Below are 14,904 nucleotides of genomic sequence, written 5' to 3'. Positions count from 1 at the left end.
CCCGGCCATGGCGCCGCCATCATCGCGTCATTCGAGCTATTCCAAGAAGGCCCAATACTCGGTCTTCACAGGATATTTGCTGGCCGGGCTCGGCGCGCTTCTTGGTGCGGGCTTGCTGGCGCTTTCGCTATGGCAGCCCTCCTCCTTCGCGCCTTTGCGCGGTGCCGCAAACGATGCAGTTGCACCCGCAGGTGAGGGCACCGCCATCGTGCGCAGCGAATCCCAGAGCCTCTACGACACGATCTCAGGCTATCTGAGCGCAGGCAGTCAAAATGCCGCCTTACGTGAGGAAGTCGAACTCGCCCGAATCCGCCTGGAAGAAGCCCAATCGGTCGAGCAGGAGAACGAGCGCCTCAAGGCACTGCTCAACCTTGCCGAAGGCGAAGCGGAGCCTGTAGCGGTTGCGCGGCTAGTCGGGTCCAGCGCCGCCAGCTCCAGGCGTTTCGCCGCAATTGGCGTCGGACGCATTCACGGTGTTGAAGTCGGGATGCCGGTCCATTCCGCTCGCGGGGTTGTCGGGCGTATCCTCGAAGTTGCACGCGGCTCATCGCGGGTTCTGCTTCTGACCGATAGCGAAAGCGTACTTCCCGTTCGACGCGCGAAGGATGAGGTTGTGGCCTTTGCCGAGGGACGCGGTGACGGGCTGCTACGCATCCGGCTGATCAATCTCGGCACCAACCCACTGGAAGAAGGCGACCTGTTTGTCACGAGCGGTGCCGGGGGATATTACCGGCCTGGCATGGCGGTCGCGATTGTCAGCGAAGTGACATCAGATGGCGCTGTGGCGAGACTGATCGCAGAACCCTCCGCCACCGATTTCGTCTCGGTCGAACCAATTTTCGAACCGGCCGCCGTCGAAGCGGCAGAAATTCCCATAGAGCAGCCGCTGAGCGATTGATGGAGCGGCTTAACCCCACCTCGCGCACCGACCGATATGGCAGCCGGATCAACCGCGTGCAGTCGCCATGGCGGGCACTCTTGGTGCCCTACGCGACAATCATGATCGGCTCGCTCCTGCCGGTCCTGTTTCTCGCCGATGTTATGCCGGTTGTGCCACCAATCGCCTACTTGTTCCTCATCGGGTGGCGGATCATGCGACCGGGCCTCTTACCGCTTTGGGTGGGGATTCCCCTCGGCGCATTTGACGATCTTTTCAGCGGGCAGCCATTCGGCAGCGCAGTGATGCTATGGTCGCTCAGCATGATCGCGCTTGAACTCATCGAAACCCGCTTTCCGTGGCGCGGATTTTGGCAAGACTGGTTCACCGCCAGTCTAGCCATCATCCTGTATATCCTTGCAGCCATGGTGGTTTCCGGCGCAACGATGACACCTTATCAATTGCTCGCAGCGGTTCCACAGATCGCGCTGTCGGTGCTGCTGTATCCGATATTTGCGCGTATCGTTGCCCGGCTTGACCGGTTCCGCCTCGCTCGTTCGCGGAGGATTGGGTGACGAAGTGGCTTGGCCGCAAGAACGGCACGAAGCGCAAAGGCCCCATCGTCAACGCTTCGACTCTGAAAAACACGTTTGATCGCCGCAGTGTCATGATCGGCACTGTGCAGGGCGGCATCGGCGTCTTGCTGGCCGCGCGAATGGGCTATCTCGCGATTGCCGAGAATGAGAAGTACCGGCTCGAATCCGAAAGCAACCGGGTCAATCTCTCGCTCATCCCGCCGCGCCGGGGGTGGATCCTCGATCGCAATGAGGCGCCGCTCGCTTCCAACCGCGCAGACTTCCGTGTCGATGTAATTCCCGGCCGGTTGAACGATGCCGACGCAACCATCGATCAGATCGGCTCCTTGCTGAGCCTCAATCCCGCGCGCATCGCCGATCTCAAGACCAAGATCGCGGCCACCAGCGGATACCAACCGGTCGAGGTGGCCAGCGGGCTCGACTACGAAGAGTTTGCAGCGCTCAGTGTGCGCCTGCCCGACATGCAAGGCGTGGTCCCGCAGCGCGGCTTTTCCCGCTTCTACCCGACCGCATCCAGCGTCGGTCACCTGATCGGCTATGTCGGCCCGGCCAATGCCGAGGAATACGACGAGTCTGAACGCAACCCGCTGCTTGTCACACCGGGCTACAAGATCGGAAAGGACGGTCTTGAAAAGCAGTTCGAAGAAGAACTACGCGGCGTGCCCGGTGCTCGCCGGGTTGAAGTCACCGCGTCAGGCCGGATCATTCGCGACCTCGAAACCCGCGAGGACATACAGGGCGATCCCGTCCGCCTGACAATCGATGGACCGCTACAAGACTACGCTGCTCGCCGCATCGGACTCGAAAGCGGTTCGGTCGTCGTGATGGACTGCGAAAGCGGCGACATTCTGTGCATGGCCTCCATGCCCAGCTTCGACCCGAACAGTTTCTCCGACGGCATCGGCAGCGTCGAATATGCGATGCTGCGCGACGATCAGCGCGTTCCGCTCCGCAACAAAGTTCTCAAAGGGCTTTATCCGCCGGGTTCAACCGTCAAGCCAATGCATTGCATGGCATTTCTGAAGGCCGGGATCAGCCCGAACGAAACGATCAGCTGCGCGGGCGGCAGGCGGATCGGCAACCGGTTCTTCAATTGCTGGAGCAATCACGGCACGGTCGACATGGCGAAAGCCATTTACCAGAGCTGCGACAGTTATTTCTATCATTTCGCGCAGCAGATCGGCTTCGACGCAGTCGCCGATATGGCCAAGACCACCGGCATGGGCGAGGAGTTCCCCCTCCCCGTGATCAGCCAGTTTTATGGAACTGTCCCCACACCCGATTGGAAGCTGAACAAGTTCGGGCGCGATTGGGAGCCGTTCGACACCGTCAACGCATCGATCGGCCAGGGCTATTACCTCGCCAGCCCGCTGCAGCTGGCGGTGACTTCTGCACGCCTCGCCACCGGCAAGCATGTGATGCCAAGGCTGACGATGAACACCCCGCCCAAGGGCTTCGATCAGGTCGATTTCCCGTCCGATCACGTCGCCTATGTTCGCGCAGCGATGAGCGATGTGGTGAACGGCCCCGGCACCGCGGGGCGCGGACGCCTCCCCTTCCCCGACATCAAGATGGCCGGAAAAACGGGGACCGCGCAGGTCGTGTCGCTCAGCGTCTCCGATGGCCGGTCCGGCCCATGGAAATATCGCGATCACGGTCTTTTCACTTTCTTCGCGCCAGTCGACAAGCCGCGCTACGCTGGAGCGGTCGTCATCGAGCATGGCGGCGGTTCAGGCGCGGCCTATCCGATTGCCCGCGATGTCATGACCTTCATGTTCGACCCGGCCAAAGGGCTTGAGGCGCTCAACGCGCTTGAGAGGCAGTGGGGTGGAACCGCTCAGCAGCGGCTTGAAGCACGATATGCTGCTTACGCTGCCGAGCGCGGCGAGACAGTGATCGCCCCTCCCCGCCGCGATGAAGATATATTCGACCGGGTAGAGGCTGAAGCGCGCCTCGCCGCCGAGCAATCGCAGGAAATCGCGGATGAGTTCGTGGCCCCGCGCTCCGATCCGACAGGCGTTGGCACGCCTCCACCCGATGCTGGCATCCCAGCGACTGAAACCGAGGCAGGCGAATGAACAGCGTCGTCCCTGCTCCGATAGCGCGGCAACCGTGGGGGATGTTGATCCCCTTGTTCCTGCTGGTCTGCTTTGGAGCCGCTGTCCTCTACTCGGCAGCGGGCGGTTCAATGCAGCCCTTCGCTTCGTCACACCTCATTCGGTTCGGCGTTTTCCTGGTGATGGCAGCGGTGATCACATCGCTGCCGCGCGATTTCGTCCGCCTACTCACCTATCCCGCCTACATTGCTGTGCTCGGCATGCTGGTGGCGGTTGAGGCAATGGGCGCGCTGCGTGGAGGCAGCCAGCGGTGGCTCGATTTAGGCTTCATGGTGCTGCAGCCATCGGAGTTGATGAAGCCGGTTATCGTGGTGACTTTGGCGCAGTTCTACTCGACGCTCCCGGTTGGGTTGATCACCAGTTGGCGCGCGCTCCTTGTCCCGGCAACTTTGATTGCCCTCCCGATGGGCATGGTCTTGATGCAGCCGGACCTTGGCACCTCGCTGGCAATTGCATTCGGCGGGGCGGTCGTCATGCTCCTCGCTGGACTACCATTGAAGTGGTTCATTGCCGGAGGCGCTGCGGCAGTTGTTGCTGCTCCACTGGCATTCTTCTTTGGCCTGAAGGAATACCAACAACGCCGCGTACTGACGATGTTCGATCCGGAAGCGGACGCCCTTGGAGCTGGCTATCACATCACTCAGTCCAAGATCGCCATCGGATCGGGGGGCCTGTTTGGCAAAGGCTTCAACAACGGATCGCAAAGTCATCTGCAATATCTGCCCGAACCGCATACAGACTTCGTCTTCGCGACGATGGCGGAAGAATGGGGTCTCGTAGGCGGCCTGTTCGTGATTGCGGTGTTCAGCATCATCCTGCGTTGGGGGCTCAAGGTCGCACGCGATTCTCGTGACCGGTTCTCCAGCCTGCTGGCGGCGGGCATGGTCGCCACCATCTTCTTCTACATTGCCGTCAACCTGCTGATGGTGATGGGCATGGCACCAGTGGTCGGCATCCCTCTCCCATTCATGAGCCATGGTGGGTCGTCGATGCTGACCAACATGATCTGCATTGGTGCATTGATGATGGTCAATCGCTGGAACCGCAACGCCCCGCGCGGCGGACTGGCGCACTAGCCTCAAAAAGTCAGGCCGTTACGACGCCCAGTTTCAAAGCCTTGATCACTGCGCCAACGCGGTCGTTTGCTTCAAGTTTGGCGTAGATGCGCTTCGAGTAGGTTTTGACCGTATCGGGCGACAGATCCAGGATGTCGGCAATCACGGAAAGCGACTTTCCTCGCACGATCCACTGCAGAACTTCAGCCTCGCGTTCCGATAAGTCGGGCAATGTCCGGGCCTTGTCGAGAAGAACGCAAATCCGCTGATGCCCGGCCTGAGATACGCTGCGTATGACGCCCAGGCGTTCATCGGAAATCTCCTCCAACGGGCAGCCAAAGTCGAACGACGCATAGGCGTTCCTGCCCCTGGGGCCGTAAAGCGGCACACCAAACCCATGGATCAAGCCATGCGCCTCCATGGCCGCAAAATATTCCTCGTTTTCAGGCGTGTTCGGTTCGAGCCAGCGCGCGTCTTGCCATGTCAATAACTGCCCATGACGCATCGTTCGCTCTGGCACCGGATCCTTGGTGCGAAAGTCTGCTTTGTCGTAGAGTTCCATCCACTCTTTGTCGAAACCGCGAGCCTGAACGACCGTACGTGCTGAATTTGGGGCGTCGAATACGGGAGTAAAATGATAGCTTTGGCGGATGACACCCTGCTCTTCGCACACTCCGACATTGTACCAGAGTACTTTCCCAACGTCATAAAGCGTTTCGAAATGGGCGAAGTGGCGCTGCATTTTACATGTGTTTACCACACGTCACCCAAGTGGGCGACTTTCCGTAAACGTAAGCTTCTGCGACAACGATAACAGTCGTTCGAAAGAGCGCGCGCGTTCGGGTCGTATCCTACCAGGCAATAGCCGCAGGATAAGTTGAACGCGTAAGTCCTGACGGCAGTTGGCACCAAGACGCTGGCCTGTCGTCAGGCACCGATATTCACAATGGAGGCCCCTATGGCTCGCTTTTCGGCGATCAGGCACTGGCTGTTCAAAATGCTGAATGCGCGTTCGACCGTACAGTCGGAATCCGACCGCTCGCAGCTCGTGCGGGCCGCAATGCTGGCCGACGCCATTTCTGTGCGCGAAAGCCAGGGACAAACCACATCGCTACGTCAATTGCACACAATCGCGCCGCTGGCTCAGTCCGAGGCACTCAAAGCTGTCACCGAACTGGAAAAGCACGGCATGATCGAGATTGAGCACAACCTTTATGACGCGCTGGATTCTCAGGTGACGCTGACGGAGAAGATGCGCCGCAATATCGAGCGCGGCATTCGCTGCAACGCAGCATAAAGTCTTTCAATCCAAAATTTGCGCGCTATATGCAGCGCCTCACTTGATTCGGGACGCTGTCACAGACGCACCGACCCAAGTGAACCGATGCCAAGATCGGTAAGGACGCATAGCTCAGTTGGTAGAGCAGCTGACTCTTAATCAGCGGGTCCTAGGTTCGAACCCTAGTGCGTCCACCATATCTTCACAAAGCCCCTACCTAGCGCGCCGCTCCAATTGTCGCGCCGCTATAATTTCCGGTCAGCAACCGAGTGCTCGGGGAAAGGTATGTTGGCATCTCAGCGCCGCATCCAATCAAGGTCCGCTCCAGCTCCGACACTTGCGCCGAAATGGTTGTCAGTTGCCGCCTCGACACGGCAATTCCGCTATCGAAAGTCGCGTCCAGATCGTGTTTTTGCCATTGATCGTACGCTTCGTGGTAAGCCGAGCCCGCCTTGATCATGGCGTCGCCCGATTTGATCAACCTCCCGACAGCAGGATTGCGCGTCGCGTGGGCAATCCAGGACGACATCACAACGCCGTAGTCGCGCACATCAGCGAACACCTCATCGACGTCCAAAGCAGCAGCATCGATCATTATGTCGGCATGCACTTTCGTGTGATCGATGAAGTGACTGTAATGCGTGTTTGTGCCAAAGCGCCGCTCGGCGACCGCCGCTCCGCCGGCTGTTAAGGCCTTGGCGCCATCCTGAAATGTAACCGGCTGACCAGCTATGGCAGTCCCGAGCAGTTCTGCCGACGGTTGGATGCCAAAATAGACGTTGCTCACTTTGGAAGCGCCCGGGACGAGTTCACCGGCTACCCCGATAATGACGTCGCAACTGGCTTTCACCACTTGCAAGCCAAAAACGAGATTGTTCAGAAGGCTGGCCTTGGTCTTTTCGCGCTCGGCCTGCCTGATGTTGGCGGTGATCATCGCGCGCAGACCGTTCAAACGTATCATCTGACCGCGCATGATTGTTATGTTGTCGGCGCTGCAGGTTTGCGTGCCTGCCTGCTTAATCAGTCTTGGATCCATCTCACCCCCCGGTTTGAAATTCATGTGTGCCAAGCAATTGAAGTGATGTCACGATCTTCATTGGGACGTACGTAGTTGGCCTATGAATTTGGACAGCCAGACCCACCACTCACTTGCAATCACATTATGATGTGATACAAATCTCAAATGAGCACATCGATAATCACACGCGTTCGCAATCTCGTCACATCGGGTGAAATGACCAAGGCGGGCCTCGCCCGCGCTGCCGGCCTCCATGCCAACACTCTGCGCGATGCCGCCGAGGACGACTGGAACCCCACCTCCGAAACACTCGCCAAGCTTGAAGCCTTCCTTGATGCCAATGATGATCGCCCGGTCCTCGTTGGCGCGGAAGAGATCATCGACGAAGCGCGCAACGGCCGGATGTACATTCTTGTCGATGACGAGGACCGCGAGAATGAAGGCGATCTCATCATTCCGGCACAGATGGCGACGCCGGCGGCGATCAACTTCATGGCGACGCATGGTCGCGGGCTGATCTGCCTCGCGCTCGACAAAGAGCGCGTCGACCAACTCGGGCTTGAACCGATGAGCCGCAATAACAAAGAAAGCATGCAAACCGCTTTCACGATCTCGATTGAGGCGAAAGAAGGCGTAACGACCGGCATCTCGGCTGCTGACCGTGCCCGCACCGTCTCGGTTGCGATCGACAGCACCAAGGGTGCGGATGATATCGTCACACCCGGCCATGTCTTCCCACTCACAGCGCGAAGTGGTGGAACACTCGTCCGCGCTGGCCATACCGAAGCGGCGGTCGATATCTCGCGGCTCGCCGGTCTCAACCCTAGCGGCGTGATCTGCGAGATCATGAACGAAGACGGCTCTATGGCGCGGCTCGATGATCTGGTTGCCTTCGCCCGCAAGCACGACCTCAAGATCGGCACGATCCGCGACCTCATCGCCTACCGCATGCGCAACGATCATCTGGTCGAACGCATTGATGAGCGCGCCTTCGAAAGCGATTATGGCGGCCAATGGCGGATGATCACCTACAAAAACAAGATCTCCGACAACGAGGCTTACGTCCTGCAAAAGGGACACGTCACCCCCGGTGAGCCCACCCTCGCCCGCGTCCATCCCATCTCGGTCTTCGACGATGTGCTGGGCCAGCCAGGCCCGCGCAAGCGCACTCTTCAACGTGCGATGAGCGCTATCGGCGAACATGGCTCCGGCGTGATCGTAATTCTCACCGGTCGTGTTGGATCAAGCGGCGGGTGGACCCAGGACGAGGAAATCCGCAACATCGGCATCGGATCGCAAATCCTAGCCGACCTGGGCGTCCACGATATGATCCTGTTATCCAATTCTCGTCCCGACTTGGTCGCCATCGAAGGCTTTGGCCTGACCATCACCGATCACCAACCTATCCCGGAGTAACCCAAACATGGCCCGTTTTCTGATTGTCGAAGCGCGGTTCTACGCGCACCTCAACGACATGCTCGTCGCAGGCGCAAAGGCAGCAATCGAAGCCGCCGGGCATGAAGCCGAAGTGTTAACGGTGCCCGGCGCGCTCGAAGTGCCTGGTGCCATCGCGATGGCGGCCGAAAGCGGCGAGTATAATGGCTTCGTCGGCATCGGCGTGGTTATTCGCGGCGAGACTTATCATTTCGAAATCGTCGCCGGGGAAAGTGCGCGCGCAATGATGGCGCTGACCATGGACGGGATCCCGATCGGTAACGGCATTCTGACTACCGAAAACGAAGAGCAAGCACTTGTTCGTGCGGACCCTGGTCAGAAGGACAAGGGCGGGGAAGCTGCGAAGGCCGCGCTCGTGCTGTTCGACCTCTCCAATCGTTTCAATAGCTGATATTCTCAAAACGAGACAAAGTCGCCCGGATTCACGCCCTGAACTACGTAGTTTCCCTCTGTAGATTTGCATAAGGTGTTAGGGTGATATGCACGGACAATCAGCGGTCGCGAGAAACGCTCGTCAAGAATAGCGTGCGCCCGCAAGATGAGTTGGGGAATACATTTTGGACGAGGGAAACGCTCGCAGGTTCGGCGCGACTGAGATTGCGCCCATTCTGGCTATACTCGAAGAGCAACTGGGTGAACTCGATCGCTTGGGGGCTGGAATAGCCGCCGCGCATCTCGACGCAGCCATCCAGCAACTTCGGTTGGACCAAGCGCAAGATTTCAAGGATCTGAAGTAGCAACATATTGTTTGATAGGTATTTTTTCTACTCGCCACCTAAGCTCTACACCGATCAAAATTCTGTCATCCGTATTTCCACGTAAAGCCAAACTGAACCCTTAGCGCTAATACTCAGTTGCGGGTCGAGCAAAGGGCACTGCGCTACCGGCGCAGAGAAGCTCGGGCCGCGCAACAGGAGGCCGCGACACCGGTGCGCATTTTGCCGTTCGAGGACAAAGCAAGGAATCGTGCCTTATGCGCGAGCCCAACGCTCCTAGCAGGTCTCCGATCATGAATATGGACGAGACCGGCCGGCCCGGCATTCCACAACGTGGCGCTGATGGAGCCGCAGAAGCTCGGCCAGATACCGATTTGGGTGCAATGCAGGACCTCAAACCCTTTGCCGATCAGTTGATGGCAATCGCACAGCAGCTGCGCGAAGGGGAATTTCACACAGTCCCAGCCCCACCCGATTCTGCTTCAGCGCTCGATACTGATGCACCTCCCGAAAACAGCCATTCTCGCGACAGAGGAGACCCGCGCGAAACCTACGCCAGGCACGCCCGAGCCGTTTACAATACGCGGCGCCAGCGCGGAGCAATATTCGGCAATGCGGAACTGTTTGGCGAGCCAGCCTGGGACATCCTGCTCGACCTTTACATCGCCTTCGTCGACGGAAAATCCGTGTCCGTATCGAGCGCGTGCATCGGTTCAGCAGCCCCGCCGACAACCGGGCTGCGCTGGCTCGGGGTACTTGCAGAAAATGAACTGGTAGTCCGCGAACCCGACCCCGACGATCAGCGACGCGTCATGGTCCGCCTCACCGAGCGCGGGATAGAAGCGATGGACAGATACTTTGCCAGCGTCAGCAGCTCAAAATGACTGCGCGCTGACAGCGCCTGAGCCCCTCTCGCTCGCCCCCTGATCGGAGAGCGTGCTCAGGCGCACTTATTCAGCCTCTAGATGCAAGCGCGCCAAAGCAACTGCGCCCCGCATAGGAAGCGCTGACGCCGAGCTCTTCTTCAATCCGGATCAGCTGGTTGTACTTCGCAAGACGGTCCGAGCGCGCGAGCGAGCCGGTTTTGATCTGGCCGCAATTGGTTGCGACAGCGAGGTCGGCAATGGTCGCATCCTCGGTTTCGCCCGAACGGTGGCTCATGACTGAGGTGTAGCTCGCGCGGTGCGCCATATCGACGGCGGCGAGAGTTTCGGTGAGCGTGCCGATCTGGTTGACCTTGACCAACAGCGAATTGGCGAGGCCTTGATCGATACCATCGGACAGACGTTCTGGATTGGTCACAAACAGATCGTCTCCGACAAGTTGGACTGTATCACCAATCGCGTCGGTAACCGCTTTCCAACCCTCAAAATCATCTTCGCTCATGCCGTCTTCAATCGAGCGGATCGGGTAATCGTCGCACAGTTTGGCGAGATAGTCGGCCATGCCTGCCCCATCGAGGCTCAGGCCTTCGCCAGAGATTTCGTATTTGCCATCGCGGTAGAATTCTGTCGCGGCGCAATCGAGCGCGAGCACGATGTCTTCGCCTGGCTTGAATCCAGCCTGTTCGACCGACGCCATGATGAAATCGAGCGCGGCGCGAGTGCTGGCCAGATCGGGCGCAAAGCCGCCTTCGTCTCCCACGGCGGTTGCCAATCCCTTGTCCGACAATCCCTTCTTGAGCGTGTGGAACACCTCGGAACCCCAGCGCACCGCCTCAGCCAACGTATCAGCGCCGACCGGCATGATCATGAATTCCTGAATGTCGATCGGGTTGTCGGCATGCTCACCGCCATTGATGATATTCATCATCGGTACGGGGAGCATGTGAGCCGACACGCCGCCAAGATAGGAATAGAGCGGCAGACCGCGCGCATTCGCGGCTGCCTTGGCCACCGCCAGGCTAGTGCCAAGGATCGCGTTAGCCCCGAGCCGCCCCTTGTTTGGGGTGTCATCCAGCGCAATCATGCCGAGATCGATTTCGCGCTGATCCTCGGCGTCGAAGGCTCCGATCAGGAAATCGCGGATCTCGGTATTCACCGCTTCGACTGCTTGCAGGACACCTTTACCCTTGTACCGCGCCGCATCGCCATCGCGCAATTCGACCGCTTCATGCGCTCCGGTCGAGGCACCAGACGGAACCGCAGCACGCCCAAAACTCCCATCATCCAGAAGCACATCGACTTCCACGGTTGGGTTACCCCGGCTATCGAGAATTTCGCGTCCGTGCAGATCGATGATCGCGGTCATATTTGGCTCCGTCGGCAATGTGTTGTATATCGCTAAGACACCCCCATATCGCATAAGATAGGGAACGGTCTTCGCGCTCTATGCGTAGCAAGTTTGCCACGCAAGCACGCCTAAGGGCAGTTCGCAGCGTGAATACGATTTCTGACTGGAAAACCACTCATTCGGAGGACTAAAGCAAGAATCATGGCAGAGACCAAAAGCACCAAAGCCCCTGCGAAACGCAGCACGAGCAAATCGACCACAGCCAAAAAGGCTGCGCCCAAGAAAACGGCTGCCACGGCCAAGGCCGCTGACGAGCCAGTTGTTGAGGCGAAGAGCCGCTTCAACTCGGCGCTTGAAGAGGCAAAAGCTGGCGCGGCCGCTCTGCGCACTGGCGCGGGCGACAAGGTCGGCGACTACCGCGAGCAAGCCAAATCGAGGGGCGAAGATCTGGTTTCCGAAGCAAAGGTCTATGGCGAGAAGGCCAAAGTCCGTGCAGGTGAGCTAGCAACCGATGGCAAATCCGCAGCCAGCGACGCGATCTCTTCGCTCGGCAAGGTGGTCGGTGACACAGCTGAGCAGATCGATGATCGCTTTGGCGAGCAATATGGCGATTACGCCCGCAAGGCTTCGCGCAGCTTGGCCGAAACTTCCGCCTCGCTCGAATCGAAGAGCGTCGAAGAACTGGGCGAGGATGCACGCGAATTCGTGCGTAAAAGCCCCGGCGTTGCTGTCGGCATCGCTGCGGTTGCAGGCTTTCTGCTGGCCCGGATGTTCCGCGGCCCGCGCGGCTAAACGCGCCACGTTCGCTCCAAGGGGTTAGTGCATGCTTGAGGGAAAAGGGCCGGAAGGGTCGCAGGACGAAACTGCGGACCCCCTCGCCCCGATTCCGCCTGAAAAGCAGGACGATTCCGCCGATACCAGTCCGACTTTCGACGAATCCCTCGTCGAGGAACTCGCTGCACTTTACGACGACGGCAAAACCTATGCCGAGGCCGAACTTGCATTCCAGAAAGGCCGCGCCGCCCTCGCCGGCAAAAGTATCGGCGTTGCACTCGGGCTTGTTATCGTCGCGATCATCCTGCTGCACATCGCCTTCTTGGCGCTCGCAGTGGGATTGGTGATTGCGCTCGCGCCATTGGTCACGATCTGGGGCGCGATCGCTATCGTTGTCGGCGGAATACTGCTGCTTGTCGGATTGCTTGGCTTCGGCGCCTATTCGAAGGGGAAGCTGCTCGGCGCTTTGTTCTCAAGCCCCTCTGAAGACAAAGCGAAATGACCAAGCTTCCGCAACAGTTCCTTGAAGACCGGGCCTTGCGCGATGCGGCGCGCGAAGTGTTCATGGCCGATGTAGAGCATGCTCGTACCAGCATTTCCGGCAAAGGCATCGCAAAGCGCGTGGGCAGCCGTGTCGGCGACGGCGCCAAGGACGTGTTCGAGGTCGCCAGGGTCCATGCCGATGACAATCGCGGCGTGCTGGCCGCTTTGATCGGGGCGATATTGCTGTTCTTCGCGCGCGAACCAATCCTCGAAGTGTTTGGGATCACACCGACCGACAGCGACGAAGATGCGCTGGATATCGAGGACGAAACCGTCCAAGACGAAGCCGAAGATTTGCCGGAACCTGAAAGCGATGCTGGCGAGCCAGTCCCGGCATCCGGAGATGACGATGAGCAATAATCCAACCGACAAGCGCGACGAACTGCGCGCCAAGATCGAAGCGAGCGAACGTCGAATTGCCGACCGCACCGTCGCCGATCAGGCGAAGGACGCTGCTGGGGCAGCTACCACTTATGTAAAGGAGAACCCGTTCAAGGTTCTGGGCGGAGCGATTGCGCTGGGGCTCGTCGTTGGCGTGCTAACTAAGCCCGGTCGCCGAGCAGTGGGAAGCGCGGCTAGCGGAGCGGCAGGTGCCGTCAGCGGTGCAGCTTCCGGCGCGGCGAAGACGGTCGGCGATGCGGCGAAGGCGCGCGGATCGGCATTTGGTACATTGCTCGCCGATGCATTGGTCGCCTACGGTATCAAGCTGATCGACGACGTTCTCGACACGGCGAGAACCGGCCAGGATACTCTCGAAGACATTGGCGACAGCGCCAGTGCAAAGTCCCGTGAGCTGAAGCGCGATGCGGAGTATGTCGCCGGCACCGCAGCCGACAAAACACGCACCATAGCCCGCCGCACACGCCGGACAGCCGGTCGCGCAGTGCGGGATATCAAGGATCGCGTGACAAACTGATTGGTATGGCTTCCCCACAGGGTTGCTCCGAAATCGCGATGCGCTAAAGGCGCGGCATCTTTTCTCCCCAGGGGTAATGGCAATGGAAGAAACAACTACCGAACAGCGGCTCCATCTTGTGATGGGCGGCCGCGTTACCGATCCGCGCGGACTGGAATTTCAAGACCCGGAAAGCCTTCACGTGGTTGGCGTGTTCAGCAGCTACGACGCGGCAGTCGATGCATGGCGCGCTCAGGCGCAGCGTACGGTCGATGATGCCGAGATGAAGTATGTGGTGGTCCATATCCACCGCCTGCTGACGCCTGAAGAGTAGCCTCAAAGGTGGCTTACGCCATCCGCCCATTTCGTACGGAAGACGCCGCCTCTTTGGCGGACCTTACCCTGGCCGCAATTCGGACTGTTGGGTCGCAATCCTATTCGAGTGAACAGGTGGATGCCTGGGCAGCGCGGCATCCCGGTCCAGAGCGCTTCATCGAACGCGCCGGGGGTGGCTCGCACATCTTCGTAGCGGCGGACGACAGCGACATTCCGGTAGCCTATTCGCTGCTCGAACCCGACGGCCACTTAGACATGCTGTATTGCCACCCCAAGCATACAAGGCGCGGTTTGGCAGACCAGCTGCTGGCCGTGGCCGAACAGACTGCGATCACTTTGAAAACGGAAAGCCTTTACACCGAGGCGAGCGAACTGGCCCGACCCGCATTTGAACGAGCAGGGTATGAGGTAACGCAACGCCGCGATTTCGAAATCGAAGGTGTGGCGATCCACAACTATGCGATGGAAAAGCGCCTCACCTGAAGCGCTCCCCAAATCATTCTCAGATGAATTCGATCTTGCTGACGAGATAGAACTTGTCGCCCGATGGGACCGTCACTTCGATCTCATCATCGACCTGCTTACCTATCAAAGCGCGCGCCAGTGGCGAGCTGAATGAGATGCGGCCCGCAGCGGCGTCCGCTTCGGTTTCACCGACGATTTGATATTTGATCGGCTTATCATCGTCATCGAGCAGCGTAACGGTAGAGCCAAACACGATCTTGTCACCGGACAGGGTCGTCGGGTCGATGATCTGAGCGCGGCTGATCTTGCCTTCGATATCGCCGATCATCGCTTCAACCTGGCCCTGACGTTCCTTGGCCGCGTGATACTCAGCGTTCTCAGACAAATCGCCATGCGCACGAGCTTCCTCGATTGCATCGACAATCTTCGGGCGTTCCTCGCGCAGCGCTTTGAGGTCGGTCGTCAAACGCTCGTACCCCTCGGCCAGCATCGGAACTTTTTCCATCGTCGCCATCCGTTTCTTTCCTTCTGCGCCCCACCCAAATC

General features: G+C 59.1%; 19 protein-coding genes and 1 tRNA gene. 16 read left to right on the top strand and 4 right to left on the bottom strand.

Features of this window, described 5'->3' with window-relative positions:
* The first annotated feature begins 7 nt into the window (after nucleotides 1–7).
* The 4 genes from mreC to rodA all read left to right on the top strand — a co-directional run bounded on the left by mreC (nucleotide 8) and on the right by rodA (nucleotide 4,666).
* Nucleotides 8–898, top strand: coding sequence for a rod shape-determining protein MreC (gene mreC, locus Q0837_RS05785; protein ID WP_298466342.1), 891 nt, complete (start codon nucleotides 8–10; stop codon nucleotides 896–898).
* Nucleotides 898–1,452: a rod shape-determining protein MreD gene (locus Q0837_RS05780; RefSeq protein WP_298466340.1), complete on the top strand. Its 555-nt coding sequence runs from the start codon at nucleotides 898–900 to the stop codon at nucleotides 1,450–1,452. The genes mreC and Q0837_RS05780 overlap by 1 nt, the downstream gene beginning before the upstream one ends.
* Nucleotides 1,453–1,544: 92 nt before the next feature.
* Nucleotides 1,545–3,551, top strand: a complete 2,007-nt coding sequence (gene mrdA, locus Q0837_RS05775; RefSeq protein WP_298469802.1) for a penicillin-binding protein 2 — start codon at nucleotides 1,545–1,547, stop codon at nucleotides 3,549–3,551.
* Nucleotides 3,548–4,666 (top strand): rod shape-determining protein RodA, encoded by a 1,119-nt coding sequence (gene rodA, locus Q0837_RS05770; protein ID WP_298466338.1) that lies wholly within the window; start codon nucleotides 3,548–3,550, stop codon nucleotides 4,664–4,666. Before mrdA ends, rodA begins: the two co-directional genes overlap by 4 nt.
* 10 nt (nucleotides 4,667–4,676) lie before the next feature.
* On the opposite strand, the gene Q0837_RS05765 is transcribed toward rodA, so the two are convergent.
* Nucleotides 4,677–5,387 carry a LuxR family transcriptional regulator gene (locus Q0837_RS05765; protein ID WP_298466336.1) on the bottom strand — a complete coding sequence of 237 codons (711 nt, stop codon included), beginning with the start codon at nucleotides 5,385–5,387 and terminating at the stop codon, nucleotides 4,677–4,679.
* Between the two features lie 216 nt (nucleotides 5,388–5,603).
* Between Q0837_RS05765 and Q0837_RS05760 the strand changes: the two genes are divergently transcribed.
* Entirely contained in the window at nucleotides 5,604–5,942 is a 339-nt protein-coding gene (locus Q0837_RS05760; RefSeq protein ID WP_298466334.1) for a hypothetical protein, read from the top strand.
* 103 nt (nucleotides 5,943–6,045) lie between these two features.
* Nucleotides 6,046–6,121: transfer RNA gene (locus Q0837_RS05755), tRNA-Lys, on the top strand.
* 20 nt (nucleotides 6,122–6,141) lie between these two features.
* Here the strand turns inward: Q0837_RS05755 and Q0837_RS05750 are convergent.
* Nucleotides 6,142–6,984 (bottom strand): hypothetical protein, encoded by an 843-nt coding sequence (locus tag Q0837_RS05750; protein ID WP_298466332.1) that lies wholly within the window; start codon nucleotides 6,982–6,984, stop codon nucleotides 6,142–6,144.
* A 123-nt stretch (nucleotides 6,985–7,107) separates the two neighbouring features.
* Here Q0837_RS05750 and ribB point away from each other — a divergent pair, with 123 nt between their 5' ends.
* From ribB to Q0837_RS05730, 4 genes are all read left to right on the top strand, one after another.
* Nucleotides 7,108–8,358, top strand: a complete 1,251-nt coding sequence (gene ribB, locus Q0837_RS05745; protein ID WP_298466330.1) for a 3,4-dihydroxy-2-butanone-4-phosphate synthase — start codon at nucleotides 7,108–7,110, stop codon at nucleotides 8,356–8,358.
* 7 nt (nucleotides 8,359–8,365) lie between these two features.
* Nucleotides 8,366–8,788 (top strand): 6,7-dimethyl-8-ribityllumazine synthase, encoded by a 423-nt coding sequence (gene ribH, locus Q0837_RS05740; protein WP_298466328.1) that lies wholly within the window; start codon nucleotides 8,366–8,368, stop codon nucleotides 8,786–8,788.
* 166 nt (nucleotides 8,789–8,954) lie between these two features.
* The gene (locus tag Q0837_RS05735) at nucleotides 8,955–9,134 is read left to right on the top strand and encodes a hypothetical protein (RefSeq protein WP_298466326.1); all 180 of its coding nucleotides are present in this window, start codon (nucleotides 8,955–8,957) and stop codon (nucleotides 9,132–9,134) included.
* Between the two features lie 236 nt (nucleotides 9,135–9,370).
* Nucleotides 9,371–9,997, top strand: coding sequence for a winged helix DNA-binding protein (locus Q0837_RS05730; protein WP_298466324.1), 627 nt, complete (start codon nucleotides 9,371–9,373; stop codon nucleotides 9,995–9,997).
* Between the two features lie 70 nt (nucleotides 9,998–10,067).
* Here Q0837_RS05730 and eno read toward each other — a convergent pair whose 3' ends face one another.
* Nucleotides 10,068–11,363: a phosphopyruvate hydratase gene (gene eno, locus Q0837_RS05725; protein WP_298466322.1), complete on the bottom strand. Its 1,296-nt coding sequence runs from the start codon at nucleotides 11,361–11,363 to the stop codon at nucleotides 10,068–10,070.
* Nucleotides 11,364–11,546: 183 nt separating this feature from the next.
* Here eno and Q0837_RS05720 point away from each other — a divergent pair, with 183 nt between their 5' ends.
* The 6 genes from Q0837_RS05720 (at nucleotide 11,547) to Q0837_RS05695 (ending at nucleotide 14,376) form a co-directional block, all read left to right on the top strand.
* Entirely contained in the window at nucleotides 11,547–12,137 is a 591-nt protein-coding gene (locus tag Q0837_RS05720) for a hypothetical protein (protein WP_298466320.1), read from the top strand.
* 31 nt (nucleotides 12,138–12,168) lie between these two features.
* A complete protein-coding gene (locus tag Q0837_RS05715) occupies nucleotides 12,169–12,621 on the top strand; it encodes a phage holin family protein (RefSeq protein WP_298466318.1) in 453 nt (150 codons plus the stop codon).
* Entirely contained in the window at nucleotides 12,618–13,022 is a 405-nt protein-coding gene (locus Q0837_RS05710) for a hypothetical protein (RefSeq protein WP_298466316.1), read from the top strand. Before Q0837_RS05715 ends, Q0837_RS05710 begins: the two co-directional genes overlap by 4 nt.
* Complete coding sequence (locus Q0837_RS05705) at nucleotides 13,012–13,578, top strand: hypothetical protein (RefSeq protein ID WP_298466314.1); 567 nt, start codon at nucleotides 13,012–13,014, stop codon at nucleotides 13,576–13,578. Before Q0837_RS05710 ends, Q0837_RS05705 begins: the two co-directional genes overlap by 11 nt.
* An 82-nt stretch (nucleotides 13,579–13,660) precedes the next feature.
* The gene (locus Q0837_RS05700; protein WP_298466312.1) at nucleotides 13,661–13,891 is read left to right on the top strand and encodes a DUF4170 domain-containing protein; all 231 of its coding nucleotides are present in this window, start codon (nucleotides 13,661–13,663) and stop codon (nucleotides 13,889–13,891) included.
* 8 nt (nucleotides 13,892–13,899) lie between these two features.
* Nucleotides 13,900–14,376, top strand: coding sequence for a GNAT family N-acetyltransferase (locus tag Q0837_RS05695; protein WP_298466310.1), 477 nt, complete (start codon nucleotides 13,900–13,902; stop codon nucleotides 14,374–14,376).
* Nucleotides 14,377–14,395: 19 nt separating this feature from the next.
* Here Q0837_RS05695 and greA read toward each other — a convergent pair whose 3' ends face one another.
* Entirely contained in the window at nucleotides 14,396–14,872 is a 477-nt protein-coding gene (gene greA / locus Q0837_RS05690) for a transcription elongation factor GreA (RefSeq protein WP_298466308.1), read from the bottom strand.
* Nucleotides 14,873–14,904: the final 32 nt, after the last annotated feature.

Origin of the sequence: uncultured Erythrobacter sp., assembly GCF_947499705.1 — a bacterium.
Taxonomy (GTDB): domain Bacteria; phylum Pseudomonadota; class Alphaproteobacteria; order Sphingomonadales; family Sphingomonadaceae; genus Erythrobacter.
Note: the sequence above shows the minus strand (reverse complement) of the source record. Positions and strands in the feature narration are given on the sequence as shown.